The following is a 14,643-nucleotide window of genomic DNA, read 5'->3' as shown; positions in this document are numbered from 1 at the left end:
CACCGGCGGCCTGCGCTGGCGGGAAGCGGGTGAGGGTCCGGCCGGCGAGACCGGGGACGTGGCGGCCCGGCTGGAGACCTGGGGCGACGTGATCCTGGCACGCAAGGAAACCCCGACCAGTTACCATCTCTCGGTCGTGATCGACGACGCCCTGCAAGGCGTCACCGATGTGGTCAGGGGCTTTGACCTGTTCTGGTCGACCAGCGTGCATCGGCTGCTGCAGGAGTTGCTTGGCCTGCCCGTGCCGGCCTACCGGCACCATGCGCTGATCCGGGACGCCGCCGGCCAAAAGCTGTCGAAATCGACCCAGGCGACTGGACTGCGCGAGCTGCGGGCAGCGGGCGCCAGCCCGGCCGATATCCGCCGCCTGGTCGGCTTGCCATAGATCCCGGCCGCATTTGATCGCGAAGTAGGCTGGTTACCATCACGGGGCACCGCTGCGGCGCGCCGCAAACGGCGCCGTGACTCCGGCACACCTGGCATGCCATGTTGTTATCAGGGGTGGGGATCACGGAGACCATGGCGTCAAAATCGCGCGTACGGCGCAGCAAGCGGCAATCCAAACCGATGCCGCCGAAGCCGCGCGCTGCCAAGACGCGCGCTACCAAAACGCGCACCGTTAAGGCGGCGGCCAAGCCGGGCCGCAAGCGGGCTGCGCCGAAGGCCTCCCCGAAGGCCGGTCCCGGCCTGATCGAGACCGCGCTTGCCGCCTTTGCTCACGAGGTCCGGACCCCGTTGACCGGAATCCTCGCGATCAGCAACCTGCTCGCGACATCGGATCTCGACGAGCGCGAGCGGCGCTGGGTCGATACCATCAAGGCCGGCGCCGAGCATCTGGCAAGCCTTGCGACCCTGTTCGTCGATGCTGCCCGGAGCGAGGGGCCGGGGCTCGAGATCCGGAAAGACTTCTTCGACTTGCGCACGCTGGCCCGCCATGCCGGGGATTCGCTGGCCGGCCGCGCCGCAGCCAAGGGATTGCGGGCCTCGGTCGATATCTCCGCGAAGCTGCCGGCGTTTGCGGTCGGCGATCCCGTCCGGCTGCGCGCGGCGCTGGAAAACCTGATCGACAACGCCGTCAAGTTCACCGAACAGGGCAGCATCGAGCTGCATGTCGCGCCGGTGCGCGCGGCCAACGGGGCGGCCAAGGGAAAGGCGAACGGCAGGATCGGGATTGCCTTTGCGATCTCCGACAGCGGCATCGGCTTGACGCTATCGGAGGTCAAGCGCCTGTTCCGGCCGTTCTCGCAGGCCAATGTCTCGATCGCCGCGCGGTTCGGCGGCGCCGGGCTCGGCCTGTCCTCGGTGAAGCAGCTCGCGCGCGCCATGGGCGGCGACATCGTCGTGGCCCAGCGCAAGGGCGGCGGCACCGTCTTCACGCTCAACGTGGTGCTGGCTTTAGCCGCAGGACCGGCCGGCGCATCCTCGAGCGAAGGCGCGGCGGTGCCGCTATCGCAGGGACTGCGGCTGCTCAGCGTCGAGGACAATCCGTTCGGCCGCGTCGTGCTCAACACGATCCTGACCGAGCTCGGCCACCACGCCGAATTCATCGGTCAGGGCGAGGGCGCGCCCGACCGGCTCGGACAGGGGACCTTCGATGCCGTGCTGATGGATATGGTGCTGCCCGGCATCGGCGGTGTCGAAGCCATCAAGCGCATCCGCGCGCTGCCGCCGCCGCACGGCCGCATCGTGATCGTCGGAATTTCCGGGCGTGCCGAGGACGAAGCCGCGGCGCGCGCCGCCGGCGCCGACGCCTTCCTCGTCAAACCTGTTTCTCCGCGGGCACTGGCGACTGCTCTGCTTGAAGCGGCACGCCGCGCGGCAGCCGCGACTTGATGATCGCCGCGTTCAGCTCGCCGCCAAACACGAAGATCGCGGCGATGAAATACAGGAACACCAGCGCGATCACCACCGAGGCGAGCCCCGCATACATCGTGACGTAGTTGTTGGCGAAGCGCGCCAGATACATGCCGAAGCCGATGCCCGAGATCAGCGACGCCACTATGGTGAAGATGATGCCGGGCAGGATCTGCGTGAAGCCGCGGCGGCCCGCCGGCAGCCAGGCGTGCAGGATGAAGAGCGCGACGACCAGCGCCAGCACGGTGATGCCGTAACGGGCGGTGTTGAGCAGGCTCTCGTTCGATTCGACGAAGAACGGAATATAGCGCCGCGCCGCCTCGATGATCAGCGGCCCGAGCACGATCAGGAACGCCATCGCGAGCGAGGTGAACGCCGCGACCAGCGTGTAGCCGATCGATTCCAGCCGCAGCCAGTACCAGCGCCGCGGCTCGATCACGGCATAGGCGCGGTTCAGCGCCACCCGCAGCGCCTCGACGCCGTTGGAGGCGAAGTATACCGCGAGCACCGCGCCGATGGTCAGGATGCCGCCGCGGGTGTTGGTCAGCACGTCGTGGATCTGGCCGGACAGCGCCTCGGCGACCTGCTGCGGCCAGACCTGCAGCAACAGTCCGACGGCCTGGTCGGCGAGCTCCTTGGAGCCGAAGAAGCCGGCCACCGACGTCAGCACGATCAGGAACGGAAACAGCGCCATCAGGGTCGACAGCGCGATGTGGCTCGCGATCGCCCAGCCGTCGTCGGCGAGGAACGTGTAAAAGGCATCCATCACGACGTGGTAGACGTAACGAAGCTGCTTCACATTCCACCCGGCATTGTCGAAAACCGCTCGGTCCGAGGACGGACCCAGCATCTGATATTACGCGGTGAAAAGCCAGTTGGTTGCATGCGCCGCCTGTGTGGAAGTCCGCGTCCTGCGGTGTTATGTACCGCAGATGACATCTGTCCTCAGCACGATCATTCTTCCCGTTGCCGTCGGCGCCGTCGCGCTGGTGCTCCTGCTCGGCCTCGTCAACATGATGAAGGGCGGCTCGCCGAACACATCGCAGAAGCTGATGCGGCTGCGCGTGCTGTTGCAGTTCGTCGCCATCGTCATCGCGATGCTCGCGGTCTGGGCGATGGGGCGGTAGGGCGTTTCGAGCGACGCGCGCGAGGCGCAAACCTTAGAGGATCACGGCCATGGTCGTACTCAATCAGATCTACACGCGGACCGGCGATGACGGCACCACCGCGCTCGGCTCCGGCGAACGGCGGCCGAAATACGATCTGCGGGTTGCCGCCTATGGCACCGTCGACGAGACCAATGCCGCGATCGGCGTGGTACGGCTGCATCTGGCCGACAGTCCCGAGGTCGATGCGATGTTCGGCCGGATCCAGAACGATCTGTTCGATCTCGGCGCCGACCTTGCGGTGCCCGAGCGCGAGGGCAAGACTGAGCGTCTGCGGATGCTGGCGAGACAGGTCGAGCGGCTCGAGCATGACATCGACAGCCTCAACGACCAGCTTGCGCCGCTGACCTCGTTCGTGCTGCCCGGCGGGACGCCGGCTTCTGCATATCTGCATCTCGCCCGGACGATATGTCGCCGTGCGGAACGGATCATGGTGGAACTCGCAGCCCGGCCGGACGAGACGGTCAATGCCGCTGGCATCCAGTATATGAACCGACTGTCGGATTTCCTGTTCGTTGCCAGCCGCTTCCTGAACAATAAAGGGGCGGGGGACGTGTTGTGGGTGCCGGGCCAGAACCGCTAAACTGGTTCAAAACCGGGGGACGGTTTTTTGGCTTTGCCGCGTTGACCGGGGGGTACGGGACCTTTAGGTTCCGCGCCAGCCAACCGAAACCCATAAAATCAAAGCGAAAGAGGATCGATGAAGGTTCTTGTGCCGGTAAAGCGGGTCGTCGACTACAACGTCAAGGTCCGCGTCAAGAGTGACGGGACGGGCGTAGAGCTCGCCAACGTCAAGATGTCGATGAACCCGTTCGACGAAATCGCCGTCGAGGAAGCGCTGCGGCTGAAGGAAGCCGGCAAGGCGACCGAAGTGGTGGTGGTGTCGATCGGACCGGCGCAGGCTTCCGAGACCATTCGCACCGGGCTTGCTATGGGCGCCGACCGCGGCATCCTGGTCAAGGCCGAAGGCAATGTCGAACCGCTCGCGGTTGCCAAGATTCTCAAGGCGGTGGTCGAGGCGGAGCAGCCCGGCCTCGTCATCCTCGGCAAGCAGGCGATTGACGACGATAGCAATCAGACCGGCCAGATGTTGGCCGCGCTGCTCGGTTGGTCGCAGGCGACCTTCGCCTCCAAGCTCGAAGTCGAAGGCTCCGACTTCAAGGTCACGCGCGAAGTCGACGGCGGCCTGCAGACCATCAAGCTCAAGGGCCCGGCGATCGTCACCACTGACCTCCGCCTCAACGAGCCGCGCTATGCGTCGCTGCCCAACATCATGAAGGCGAAGAAGAAGCCGATCGACGACAAGAGCGCGTCGGATTACGGCGTCGATCTCACGCCGCGTCTGGAAGTGCTGAAGACCGCGGAACCGGCAGGCCGCAAGGCGGGCGTCAAGGTCAAGGACGTCGCCGAACTTGTGAACAAGCTCAAGACCGAAGCCGGGGTTCTCTGATGACGACGCTGTTGATTGCCGAACACGACCACGAGACCCTGAAGGACTCGACCAACAAGGCGCTGACCGCGGCGAGCCAGCTCGGTGGCGACGTCCATGTGCTGGTTGCCGGTGGCGGCCAGGGCACCAAGGCGGCAGCGGAAGCCGCCGCCAAGCTTGCCGGCGTCGCCAAGGTGCTGGTGGCCGAAGGTCCCGCCTATGAGCATGACCTTGCCGAGCCGCTGGCTGCGCTGATCGTCGCGCTGGCGCCGAACTATGACGCCTTCGTCGCGCCCGCGACCTCGCGCTTCAAGAACGTGATGCCGCGCGTTGCAGCGCTGCTCGACGTCATGCAGGTCTCGGAGATCATCAAAGTCGTCGCGCCCGACACCTATGAGCGGCCGATCTATGCCGGCAACGCGATCCAGACCGTGAAGTCGAAGGACGCCAAGAAGGTGATCACGGTCCGCACCTCGACCTTCGCCGCGGCCGGTGAAGGCGGCAGCGCCGCGATCGAGAACGCCGCCTCCGCCGCCGATCCGGGCCTGTCCACGTTCGTCGGCGAGGAAGTCGCCAAGAGCGATCGTCCGGAACTGACCTCGGCCAAGATCATCGTCTCGGGCGGCCGTGCCATGCAGAGCCGCGAGAACTTCGCGAAATACATCGAGCCGCTCGCCGACAAGCTCGGTGCCGGCGTCGGCGCCTCGCGTGCCGCGGTCGATGCCGGCTATGCGCCGAACGACTGGCAGGTCGGCCAGACCGGCAAGGTGGTAGCCCCGGAACTCTATGTCGCGATCGGCATCTCCGGCGCCATCCAGCATCTGGCCGGCATGAAGGACTCCAAGGTGATCGTCGCCATCAACAAGGATGAGGACGCACCGATCTTCCAGGTCGCCGATTACGGCCTGGTCGCCGACCTCTACCAGGCGGTTCCGGAGCTTACCGAAGCACTCGGCAAGCTCGGAAAGTAAGCGACAAGACACCGGCCGGGTGGCTAAGCTCCGGCCGGTGTTACTATTCTTGGGGCGCAACGATCCGGAAACGGTTTTCCGAAAGGATCGTTTCCGGCAGGGAAGATGGATCGGGTGCGATTACGTCGTAATCACATCATGGTCCCGGGAAACGTTTTCCGGCGGATTGGGCAACCCGGAAGGCTTCACTTCGGGTATCGTTGGAATTGGGCAGGCGCGACATGCGCGCCGTTCCGGTGGATGACAAGATGACGGTGGCAATCAAAAAGGTCGGCGTGATCGGTTCGGGCCAGATGGGCAATGGTATTGCCCATGTGGCGGCGCTGGCCGGTTTCGACGTGGTGCTCAATGACGTCTCCGCGGACCGGCTGAAGTCGGCGCTGGCGACCATCAACGGCAATCTGACCCGCCAGGTCGCCAAGAAGGCGATCAGCGAGGGCGAGCGCAAGCAGGCGCTCGACCGCATCACCTCCGCCGAGGCGATCGATGCGCTGGCCGATTGCGATCTCGTGATCGAGACCGCGGTCGAGAAGGAAGAGACCAAGCGCAAGATCTTCCACGACGTCTGTGCGGTGCTGAAGCCGGAAGCGATCGTCGCGACCAACTCGTCGTCGATCTCGATCACGAGGCTCGCCGCCTCGACCGATCGTCCCGAGAAGTTCATCGGCATTCATTTCATGAATCCGGTGCCGGCGATGGAGCTGGTCGAGCTGATCCGCGGCATCGCCACCGACGACACGACCTTCGACACCGCCAAGGCGTTCGTCGCCAAGCTCGGCAAGCAGGTCGCGGTGTCGGAAGATTTCCCCGCCTTCATCGTCAACCGCATTCTGCTGCCGATGATCAACGAGGCGATCTACACGCTGTATGAGGGCGTCGGTAACGTCGAGGCGATCGATGCCGCGATGAAGCTCGGTGCGCACCACCCGATGGGCCCGCTCGAGCTCGCCGATTTCATCGGCCTCGACACCTGCCTGTCGATCATGCAGGTGCTGCACGAGGGGCTCGCCGACTCCAAGTACCGGCCGTGCCCGCTGCTGGTGAAATACGTCGAGGCCGGCTGGCTCGGACGCAAGAGCCAGCGCGGCTTCTACGACTACCGCGGCGACAAGCCGGTCCCGACGCGGTAACTACCCGCTCAGATCAGTGTCCGCAGCAGCGCAAGCGTCGCGGGCACGAGACCTGCAATCATCGCCACACCCGTTCCAAGCCCGAGCAGATGCGCCGTCAGCGCGAGGCGTTGGCTCTGCCCGTGCGCTGTCATTGTAGCGCCTCGCAAGCGCGTTTCAGACGCCTTCCGGCCTCCTCGCTGATCGATGACGGGTTGGCGAAGCTGACCCGAATATAAGGTGACAGCCCGAGATCCTCGCCGGGAAATACCACCAGATCGGCGTGCTCAAGCAGGTAGCTCGCAAAATCGCGGTCGGTCGCAATCACCTTGCCGTCGGCAGCGTGCTTGCCGATCACGCCGGCGCAACTGACCAGCAGATAGAACGTGCCTTCGGGCGGCGTGCAGGAGAGCCCGCTGCATCCGTTCACGAGCTCGGCAAAGCGGTCACGCCTCGCGCGAAGGATGGCGGCGCGCTCGGCCAACACATCCTGCGTGCCTTCGAGCGCGGCGACCGCGGCGGCCTGGCTGATCGACGAGGCGCCGGACGTGGTCTGCGACTGGATCGTGATCATCTCGCGGATCAGCGCCGATGGTCCCGCGGCATAGCCGATGCGCCATCCCATCATGGCGTAGCTCTTGGCGAGGCCGCTGACGGTCAGCGTCCGCGGCCTCACGCGCGGTTCGATCTGCGCAAGCGTCGGCGCAGCTCGGCCATCGAACACGATGTGCTCGTAGAGCCCGTCGGCAAGCATCCAAATGTCGGGGTGCTGCAAGAGGATCGCGGCGAGGTCAGCCAAATCCTCAGCGGAATAGACCGCACCGGACGGATTGACCGGATTGTTGATCACGATCCAGCGTGTTCGCGCCGATATCGCCGCCTGCAAATCCTCCGCGCGCAGCTTGAAGCCGTTGTTCTGCGCGCACGGCACGATCACCGGCGTCGCGCCCGCCAGTCGTACCTGGTCGAGATAGGGCGTCCAATACGGCGCGGGGACGATCACCTCGTCTTCAGGCGCCAGCGTCGCGAGTAGCGCGTTGAACAGCGCCTGGGTCGAGCCGTTGGTGATGACGATCTCATCCAGCCGATAGTCGAGGCGATGGTCGCGCAGCAGCGCGGCCTGCACCGCCCGCTTCAGCTCCGGCGTGCCATCGACATCGGTGTAACGGGTTTCGCCGCGCAAGGCCGCCTCATGCGCCGCCGCGATCGCATGGTCCGGTGTCGGGAAGTCGAGATTGCCTGACGACAGCTCGATGATGTCGCGTCCGGCGGCGCGCAGTTCGCGGGCGCGGCGGCGCAGCACGGACGCCGGCGATGCCTTGATGCCGCTCATGCGCGGCGAGAGGATCGGTGTCGCGGTCATCGGACGTACTGCGCCTCACCGTTGCCGAACGACCAGTTCTGCGGAAGCACCTCGACCAGGTTGATGAAGATGTCCTCGGCGCGCAGGACTCTCCGTCAGCAGTTCGGCGATGCGTCGGTAGAGCCTCTGCTTCTGCGCCACCGGGCGGGTGTTGCTGACTGTGATCTGAATGATGACCAGATCATCGCTGCGCCTGATGCCGAGATAGTCCGCGCCATATGCGAAATCGTCGTCGTCGTGCTCGGAGATTGTCATGAAGCGATCGCCGTCCGGCACATCGAAGGTCTCGCGCATGGCGCGATAGAGGCTCTCGAGAATGGCCTTGCGGTAGGCGGCGGGCTTGCCCCGCCGCAGGGAGACGTGGGTCAGCGGCATGATGATGGCTCTCCTGGAGGCGATCGTTGCGTTCGGCCAATCCTAGGGGCTTCTTGAACATTGAAAAACGGTATGATAACGCATTTCAATGATTGCCAATTTAAATGAATGGCCATGAAGGCACTCGATGTCGAGGCGGTGCAGGCCTTCGTCCTGGTCGCTGACCTCAGCAGCTTCACGCGCGCGGCGCAGGCCATGGAGACCACGCAGTCGGCGGTCAGCCTGAAGATCAGGCGGCTGGAAGATGGGCTCGGCCGCCGGCTGCTGGAGCGAACGCCGCGGCTGGTTCGACTGTCCGCGGAAGGTACTGCCTTCCTCGGCGCGGCGCGCAACCTGGTGGCCGCGCATCAATCGGCGATCGGGGCGTTTGCGGTCGAGCACCGTCGGCTTGTCGTCGGCATCAGCCACCACATCGTCGGATCGGAACTGGCTTCGCTGTTGAAGCGGATGAATGCCACCGATCCCGGATTGGTGATCCAGTTGCATGTCGATACGTCGCGTTCGGTGCTCAGCGCATTCGACGATGGCAGGCTCGATGCTGCGATCGTGCTGCGCCACGACGCCAAACGCCGCGATGGCGATGTGCTGTTCGAAGAACCCTTCGGCTGGATGGCTGCGCCCGATTTTCACCATCGGCCGGGCGAGCCGCTGCGCCTGGCGACGCAAGCCGAGCCTTGCAGCGTGCGCGCCATGGCTGTTGAAACTCTCGACGCCGCCGGCATCGCCTGGACCGAAGCGTTCGTCGGTGGCGGGCTTTCGACCATCGGCGCCGCGATCTCCGCAGGGCTCGCCGTCGCCGCGCTGGCGCGCCGGGTGGCGCCTGCTGATACCGTCGATCTCGGGCCGCGGCTTGGCCTGCCGCCATTGCCCTCGCGCGACGTCATGCTTCACTCAAAGCTGTCGGACGCGCGGACGCGGCAGGCGCTGCGCACCCTCGGCGCGGCCTTCGCGGCGAACGCGGCCTGAGCGCGCAAGCATTGGCCGCTGCTCATTCTGTCAGGCGGCATCCCGCGCGCTTGAGCATGTCGCGGATGATCAGCGGCGTTTCGGTCGCAGCCGTGGCCGCCGCGCTTGCGATCGCGTCACGCGCCTGCTGCGCGTCGAGTGTCAGCCGCCGCGCGCAGGGCGGCAGGCCGCGTGCCGCATCGAGCAGCCAGCCGGCAGTTTCGCCGGTACCGGCCAGACAGGCCGTCAGCGTCTGGCGCGCAGTCGGATTGGTCGCGGCCTGGTCCAGCATGGCCCTGACTTGCGCGACCGAGATCTGTCCGCTCGATGTCGAGGGCTGCGCGTGAGCCGCTGTTGTCAATAGAAGGACGGCGCAGATGGCGTGAGCCGCACGAACTGCAGGTTGACTTGCAGATATTAATTATCGTAAAACAATAATATCAGATTAGCAATCCCGAGGTTGAGCCATGCCCGCGTCCCTCTGGTCAGAGCTTTCCCCATCCGCGCGGCCGGCCCGCCTCGAACGCATCCGCGCGGTCAGCCGCGTGCTCGCCTATGCCTGCACCGGCATCTCGTTCGTGCTCGCGGTCGGATTGCTGGCCTATTGGCTGGCGAGCCCGGATGAGGCGATCCTGCGCGATGCAGGGCTGACCGGCATTGCGTTCCATCCGATCGGCTGGCTGGTCCGCCTGACGGGTCTCGTGGTCTCGGCGTTGCCGCTCGGCTGTCTGATCTGGGGCTTGTCGCGCGTGCGCCGCGCTTTCACGTCGTTCGCGGCAGGCCGCTTCTTCACGGCGGCAAACATCGCGAGGTTGCGTGACCTCGCGATTGCGATGCTGCTCTCGACCCTGCTGAAGCCGGTGATCGGCGCGCTGCTCTCGATCCTGCTGAGCTGGCAAACCTACGCGCAGGGCAAGTCCGTCGTCATCGCACTCAGCTCCGACACGCTGCTGGCGCTGCTGTTCGCGGGTCTGGTTGCGGTGACGGCCTGGGTGATGGCCGAGGCCAATGCGATCGCCGACGAACACGCGCAATTCGTCTGAGGCCGTTGCGATGCCGATCCGGGTCCGGCTCAACGTGATGCTCGCCGAGCGCAACGTGAAATCGAAGGAGCTTGCCGAATTTGTCGGGATCACCGAGGCCAATCTGTCCCTGCTCAAGCAGGGCAAGGTGAAGGGCGTCAGGTTCGATACGCTGGAGCGGATCTGCACCTATCTGAAGTGCCAGCCAGGCGACTTGCTGCGCCATGAAGACGACGATGCGTCAGCCTGACGCGGCCATCCGTTACCCAAGCATTAACTTTCGCGCGCTACGTAAGAGCAAGCTTTGGAGTGCCGCGTATGGACATGATGAGCATGGTGTCGAGCATCCTGTCGATGCAGCAGGGCAATTTGCAGGGTCAGATCGCGACCCGTGTGACCAAGCAGAACCTCGATGCGGAAAAGTTCGCGGTTCAGACCCTGCTCGGTACGCCGTCGACCGCCAATCTCGGTCCCGGCGTCGGTGGCAACCTCAACGCCGTCGCCTGATCAGAACGCGGCCGCGGCCGGGGCCAGTGCCGCCTTCACCAGCTTGATCGCATCGTCGCTCGCCCATTCGGCGGGACCGGCGATATTGGCGATTTCGCAGCCCTTGCCGTCGATCAGCACCGACGTCGGCATGCCCAGCGCCTTGCCTACGTTCTTAAGGTCTTGAAAGACCTTGGCTTTCTGGTCGCTGAAATAGCCGAGATTGGTCAGATTGGCTTCCTTCAGGAAGTTCTTCGGCTTGTCCGGATCGCGGGTGTCGATGTTGATCGCGACCACCTCGAAATCCTTGCCGCCGAGCTTGGTCTGCAGGCTGTCGAGCGCCGGCATTTCCTTGCGGCAGGGGACGCACCAGGTCGCCCACAAATTGACCAGCACCGTCTTGCCGCGCCAATCCGAGAGTTTCTTCGGCTGGCCGTTGGCGTCCTCGAAGGTCAGGTCGGGAAGCGTCAGCGGAGTGGTCGCCATGGTCAGCGCCGCGACCTCGCCATGGGCGAGCGGGGCGATCTTCTTCGCCAGATCCACCGCGCTGTCGCAGGCGACGTCGCCGCCGGCGGGATGCCTGAGGCCGGAGACCCCGACATAGCCGATCACGGCCCCGGCCAGCACGGCGCCGATCACCAGCGGGATGCGCCATCTGGCAGTCGGCTTGGCGGTCGGTTCGGATGGGGTCGTCTCGGGCATATCGTTTGTCATCCTGGGTCAGATGTGGCTAAGCAGTGCCGGGAATTACGACCGGAACCGCCACGCTGTTTCGCCGCTCCGGTACGGAAACAGCACCGCCTGAAATACAAATTCGTGAGCGAGATGTCATGAGCAACAAGATGTGGGGCGGCCGGTTTTCGGAACGTCCCGACGCCATCATGGAGGAAATCAACGTCTCCATCGACGTCGACCGTCACCTTTATGCCCAGGACATTGCCGCGTCCAAGGCCCACGCCGCGATGCTCGCTGCGCAGGGCATCATCACATCAGCTGATGCGAAAAATATCGGCAAAGGTCTAGACACGATTTTGTCAGAAATCGGCAAGGGCGATTTCGACTTCAAGCGCGCGCTCGAGGACATCCATATGAATGTCGAGTCGCGGCTGTCCGAATTGATCGGGCCCGCGGCGGGCCGGCTGCACACCGCGCGCTCGCGCAACGACCAGGTCGCGACCGATTTCCGGCTCTATGTCCGCGACACCATCGACGAGACAAATGCGGCGCTGGCCGCGTTCCAGCAGGCGCTGGTCGCCCGCGCGCTGGAGCATGCCGGAACCGTGATGCCGGGCTTCACCCATCTGCAGACCGCGCAGCCCGTGACCTTCGGTCATCATCTCTTGGCCTATGTCGAGATGGCCGGCCGCGACCGCGGCCGCTTTGCCGACGCGCGCAAGCGGCTGAACGAATCGCCGCTCGGCGCCGCCGCGCTCGCCGGCACCTCGTTTCCGATCGACCGCACTGCTACCGCCAGAGCGCTCGGCTTCGACCGGCCGATGGCCAATTCGCTCGATGCGGTGTCCGACCGCGATTTCGTGCTGGAGACGCTGTCGGCAGCCGCGATCTGCGCGGTGCACATGTCGCGCTTCGCCGAGGAGATCGTGATCTGGACTTCGCCGCTGGTCGGTCTCGTCAAGCTCAGCGACAAGTTCACCACCGGCTCGTCGATCATGCCGCAGAAGCGCAACCCGGACGCCGCCGAGCTGGTGCGCGCCAAGACCGGCCGCGTGATCGGTGCACTCACCGCGCTCCTGATTGTGATGAAGGGCCTGCCGCTCGCCTATCAAAAGGACATGCAGGAGGACAAGCAGGGCGCGATGGAGGCGTTCGAGGCGCTGTCGCTCGCGATCCGCGCCATGACCGGCATGGTCGAGGACCTGGTGCCGGACGAGGCCAAGATGAAGGCCGCCGCCGGCGAGGGCTATGCGACCGCGACCGACCTTGCCGATTGGCTGGTGCGCACCCTGAAAATGCCGTTCCGCGACGCCCACCACGTGACCGGGCGCATCGTCGGCCTGGCCTCGGCACAGGGCGTGGCGCTGCACGAGCTGCCGCTCAAGGCCATGCAGGAGGTCGAGCCGAAGATTACGGCAGAGGCGCTGAAGGTGCTCAGCGTCGAATCCTCGGTCAAGAGCCGGACCTCGTTCGGCGGCACGGCGCCGAAGAATGTGATGGCGCAGGCCAAAGCCTGGGCCAAGCGGCTGGAAAAAGAGCGAAAATTGGGCTGATCCGGAAAATTTGGTCGTGATTTCATGGCGCTCCGCCTCTCGCCAGAGCACGTCAATGTTTGTATGGTGCCGCCCGAATTGGGGAATTCGTCGTGATTAGCAAGAACCGCCTGACCCCCTCGGGATGGGCCATCATTGTGCTGAGCGCTGCAACGCTTGCGCTCGGCGGCTGCGGCCGCAAGGGACCGCTCGACCTGCCGCCGACCGCGAACGGCGCGCCGGCCACAGCACCGGGCGACACCGAGAGCGAGCGCGCGGCACAGCCCGGCGTGTTCAATCCGACCTATGGCTCGGATGCAGCGCCGGCTGCGTCGAAAGGCAATAAACGGTCTTTCGTGCTCGATCCCTTGCTCGGCAACTAATATCTAAAAGCATGTCATGAACCATTTCGACTATCGCAACGGCGTGCTGCATGCCGAGGCGGTCAATCTCATTGAGCTGGCGGAGGCCGTCGGCACGCCGTTCTATTGCTATTCGACCGCGACGCTGGAGCGCCACTACCGCGTCTTCACCGAGGCCTTTGCCGGCGAGAAGGCGGTCGTCTGCTACGCGATGAAGGCGAACTCCAACCAGTCGGTGCTGCGCACGCTGGCCAAGCTCGGCGCCGGCGCCGACGTGGTGTCCGGCGGTGAGTTGAAGCGGGCGCTTGCAGCCGGCATCCCGCCGTCGAAGATCCTGTTCTCCGGTGTCGGCAAGACCGAGGGCGAACTGCGCGCCGCGCTCGCCGCCGACATCCTCTGTATCAATATCGAGTCCGAGCCGGAGCTCGAGATGCTGTCGCGCCTTGCGGTCGAGATGAAGACGACCGCGCGCATCTCGGTGCGGGTCAATCCCGACGTCGATGCAGGCACCCACGCCAAGATCTCGACCGGCAAGTCGGAGAACAAGTTCGGCATTCCGATCGCGCGCGCCCGCGAGGTCTATGCCCGCGCGGCGAAGCTGCCGGGCATCCAGGTCACCGGCACCGACGTGCATATCGGCAGCCAGATCACCGATCTCGGTCCGTTGGAGGCAGCCTTCCGGCTGCTCGCCGAGTTCGTGCAGACGCTGCGCGCCGATGGCCACAACATCTCGCATATCGATTTCGGCGGCGGCCTCGGCATTCCCTATTACATGGATCGCGCCGCGCCGCCGGCACCGGCCGCCTATGCCGCGATGGTCAAGCGCGTCACGCATAATCTCGGCTGCACGCTGATGTTCGAGCCGGGCCGCTTGATCGTCGGCAATGCCGGCATCCTCGTCACCCGCGTGATCCATGTGAAGCCGGGCGATGCCAAGAACTTCGTGATCATCGACGCCGCGATGAACGATCTGATCCGGCCGACGCTGTATGAGGCGCATCACGACATCCTGCCGGTGCGCCAGCCTGCGCAGGGCACGCCGACCATGGTCGCCGACGTGGTCGGCCCGGTCTGCGAGACCGGCGACTATCTCGCGCTCGACCGTTCGCTGCCGCAGCCGAAGGCCGGCGATCTGCTGGCCGTCATGACCGCCGGCGCCTATGGCGCGGTGCAGGCCGGCACCTACAACACGCGGCCCTTGGTGCCGGAAGTGCTGGTCAAGGACGACCAGTACGCCGTGGTCCGCCCGCGCATCGACGTCGACGCGCTGATCGCGATGGACAAGCCCGCGCCGTGGTTGTGAGGCACCGATAGCCCTCATGCTCGGTGTCGTCCCTGCGAAAGCAGGGACCCA

Annotated in this window: 19 protein-coding genes and 1 pseudogene; 14 read left to right on the top strand and 6 right to left on the bottom strand. The window is 65.2% G+C overall.

Annotated features, from left to right (window positions below; all coding sequences use genetic code 11):
- Together H8B02_RS36330 and H8B02_RS36325 are read left to right on the top strand one after the other, a co-directional pair.
- Positions 1 to 385 (top strand): glutamate--tRNA ligase family protein (locus H8B02_RS36330; RefSeq protein WP_229170628.1); only part of this gene is annotated, 385 nt, incomplete at its 5' end.
- Between the two features lie 134 nt (positions 386 to 519).
- The gene (locus H8B02_RS36325; RefSeq protein ID WP_229170627.1) at positions 520 to 1,833 is read left to right on the top strand and encodes an ATP-binding protein; all 1,314 of its coding nucleotides are present in this window, start codon (positions 520 to 522) and stop codon (positions 1,831 to 1,833) included.
- On the opposite strand, the gene H8B02_RS36320 is transcribed toward H8B02_RS36325, so the two are convergent.
- Positions 1,760 to 2,620 carry a YihY/virulence factor BrkB family protein gene (locus H8B02_RS36320; RefSeq protein ID WP_376711757.1) on the bottom strand — a complete coding sequence of 287 codons (861 nt, stop codon included), beginning with the start codon at positions 2,618 to 2,620 and terminating at the stop codon, positions 1,760 to 1,762. The two genes, H8B02_RS36325 and H8B02_RS36320, sit on opposite strands and share 74 nt — an antisense overlap.
- Positions 2,621 to 2,786: 166 nt before the next feature.
- Between H8B02_RS36320 and H8B02_RS36315 the strand changes: the two genes are divergently transcribed.
- The 5 genes from H8B02_RS36315 (at position 2,787) to H8B02_RS36295 (ending at position 6,550) form a co-directional block, all read left to right on the top strand.
- Positions 2,787 to 2,981 carry a twin transmembrane helix small protein gene (locus H8B02_RS36315; protein ID WP_092123256.1) on the top strand — a complete coding sequence of 65 codons (195 nt, stop codon included), beginning with the start codon at positions 2,787 to 2,789 and terminating at the stop codon, positions 2,979 to 2,981.
- Between the two features lie 49 nt (positions 2,982 to 3,030).
- The gene (locus tag H8B02_RS36310; RefSeq protein ID WP_229170626.1) at positions 3,031 to 3,603 is read left to right on the top strand and encodes a cob(I)yrinic acid a,c-diamide adenosyltransferase; all 573 of its coding nucleotides are present in this window, start codon (positions 3,031 to 3,033) and stop codon (positions 3,601 to 3,603) included.
- 117 nt (positions 3,604 to 3,720) lie between these two features.
- Positions 3,721 to 4,470: an electron transfer flavoprotein subunit beta/FixA family protein gene (locus H8B02_RS36305; RefSeq protein WP_229170625.1), complete on the top strand. Its 750-nt coding sequence runs from the start codon at positions 3,721 to 3,723 to the stop codon at positions 4,468 to 4,470.
- A complete protein-coding gene (locus H8B02_RS36300) occupies positions 4,470 to 5,420 on the top strand; it encodes an electron transfer flavoprotein subunit alpha/FixB family protein (RefSeq protein ID WP_229170624.1) in 951 nt (316 codons plus the stop codon). Before H8B02_RS36305 ends, H8B02_RS36300 begins: the two co-directional genes overlap by 1 nt.
- A 248-nt stretch (positions 5,421 to 5,668) precedes the next feature.
- Complete coding sequence (locus H8B02_RS36295) at positions 5,669 to 6,550, top strand: 3-hydroxybutyryl-CoA dehydrogenase (protein ID WP_229170623.1); 882 nt, start codon at positions 5,669 to 5,671, stop codon at positions 6,548 to 6,550.
- A gap of 8 nt (positions 6,551 to 6,558) precedes the next feature.
- Here H8B02_RS36295 and H8B02_RS48235 read toward each other — a convergent pair whose 3' ends face one another.
- The 3 genes and pseudogenes from H8B02_RS48235 to H8B02_RS36285 all read right to left on the bottom strand — a co-directional run bounded on the left by H8B02_RS48235 (position 6,559) and on the right by H8B02_RS36285 (position 8,267).
- Positions 6,559 to 6,684 carry a hypothetical protein gene (locus tag H8B02_RS48235; protein WP_283842295.1) on the bottom strand — a complete coding sequence of 42 codons (126 nt, stop codon included), beginning with the start codon at positions 6,682 to 6,684 and terminating at the stop codon, positions 6,559 to 6,561.
- Complete coding sequence (locus tag H8B02_RS36290; protein WP_229170622.1) at positions 6,681 to 7,892, bottom strand: pyridoxal phosphate-dependent aminotransferase; 1,212 nt, start codon at positions 7,890 to 7,892, stop codon at positions 6,681 to 6,683. Before H8B02_RS36290 ends, H8B02_RS48235 begins: the two co-directional genes overlap by 4 nt.
- Positions 7,889 to 8,267: pseudogene (locus H8B02_RS36285) on the bottom strand (tautomerase family protein). Before H8B02_RS36285 ends, H8B02_RS36290 begins: the two are co-directional and overlap by 4 nt.
- Before the next feature lie 108 nt (positions 8,268 to 8,375).
- On the opposite strand from H8B02_RS36285, the gene H8B02_RS36280 reads away from it, so the two are divergent.
- Positions 8,376 to 9,233 (top strand): LysR substrate-binding domain-containing protein, encoded by an 858-nt coding sequence (locus H8B02_RS36280; RefSeq protein WP_376711756.1) that lies wholly within the window; start codon positions 8,376 to 8,378, stop codon positions 9,231 to 9,233.
- Positions 9,234 to 9,255: 22 nt separating this feature from the next.
- On the opposite strand, the gene H8B02_RS36275 is transcribed toward H8B02_RS36280, so the two are convergent.
- Positions 9,256 to 9,504, bottom strand: a complete 249-nt coding sequence (locus H8B02_RS36275) for a hypothetical protein (RefSeq protein ID WP_229170620.1) — start codon at positions 9,502 to 9,504, stop codon at positions 9,256 to 9,258.
- A 175-nt stretch (positions 9,505 to 9,679) separates the two neighbouring features.
- On the opposite strand from H8B02_RS36275, the gene H8B02_RS36270 reads away from it, so the two are divergent.
- From H8B02_RS36270 to H8B02_RS36260, 3 genes are all read left to right on the top strand, one after another.
- Positions 9,680 to 10,255 (top strand): DUF2975 domain-containing protein, encoded by a 576-nt coding sequence (locus tag H8B02_RS36270; RefSeq protein ID WP_229170619.1) that lies wholly within the window; start codon positions 9,680 to 9,682, stop codon positions 10,253 to 10,255.
- Between the two features lie 10 nt (positions 10,256 to 10,265).
- On the top strand, positions 10,266 to 10,484 hold the full coding sequence (locus H8B02_RS36265; RefSeq protein ID WP_229170618.1) for a helix-turn-helix domain-containing protein: 219 nt from the start codon (positions 10,266 to 10,268) through the stop codon (positions 10,482 to 10,484).
- A 68-nt stretch (positions 10,485 to 10,552) separates the two neighbouring features.
- Positions 10,553 to 10,741: a putative motility protein gene (locus H8B02_RS36260; RefSeq protein WP_092123268.1), complete on the top strand. Its 189-nt coding sequence runs from the start codon at positions 10,553 to 10,555 to the stop codon at positions 10,739 to 10,741.
- Here H8B02_RS36260 and tlpA read toward each other — a convergent pair whose 3' ends face one another.
- Entirely contained in the window at positions 10,742 to 11,422 is a 681-nt protein-coding gene (tlpA, locus tag H8B02_RS36255) for a thiol:disulfide interchange protein TlpA (protein ID WP_229170617.1), read from the bottom strand. It abuts the gene before it with no gap.
- A 128-nt stretch (positions 11,423 to 11,550) separates the two neighbouring features.
- On the opposite strand from tlpA, the gene argH reads away from it, so the two are divergent.
- The 3 genes from argH (at position 11,551) to lysA (ending at position 14,592) form a co-directional block, all read left to right on the top strand.
- A complete protein-coding gene (gene argH, locus H8B02_RS36250; protein WP_223974222.1) occupies positions 11,551 to 12,948 on the top strand; it encodes an argininosuccinate lyase in 1,398 nt (465 codons plus the stop codon).
- Positions 12,949 to 13,040: 92 nt separating this feature from the next.
- Positions 13,041 to 13,310: an LPS translocon maturation chaperone LptM gene (gene lptM, locus H8B02_RS36245; RefSeq protein WP_229170616.1), complete on the top strand. Its 270-nt coding sequence runs from the start codon at positions 13,041 to 13,043 to the stop codon at positions 13,308 to 13,310.
- Between the two features lie 16 nt (positions 13,311 to 13,326).
- Positions 13,327 to 14,592, top strand: a complete 1,266-nt coding sequence (gene lysA / locus H8B02_RS36240; protein ID WP_229170615.1) for a diaminopimelate decarboxylase — start codon at positions 13,327 to 13,329, stop codon at positions 14,590 to 14,592.
- The last annotated feature ends 51 nt before the right edge of the window (positions 14,593 to 14,643 follow it).

It is taken from the genome of Bradyrhizobium altum (assembly GCF_020889705.1).
GTDB lineage: Bacteria > Pseudomonadota > Alphaproteobacteria > Rhizobiales > Xanthobacteraceae > Bradyrhizobium > Bradyrhizobium altum.
This window is presented reverse-complemented; position numbering and strand designations above follow the sequence as displayed.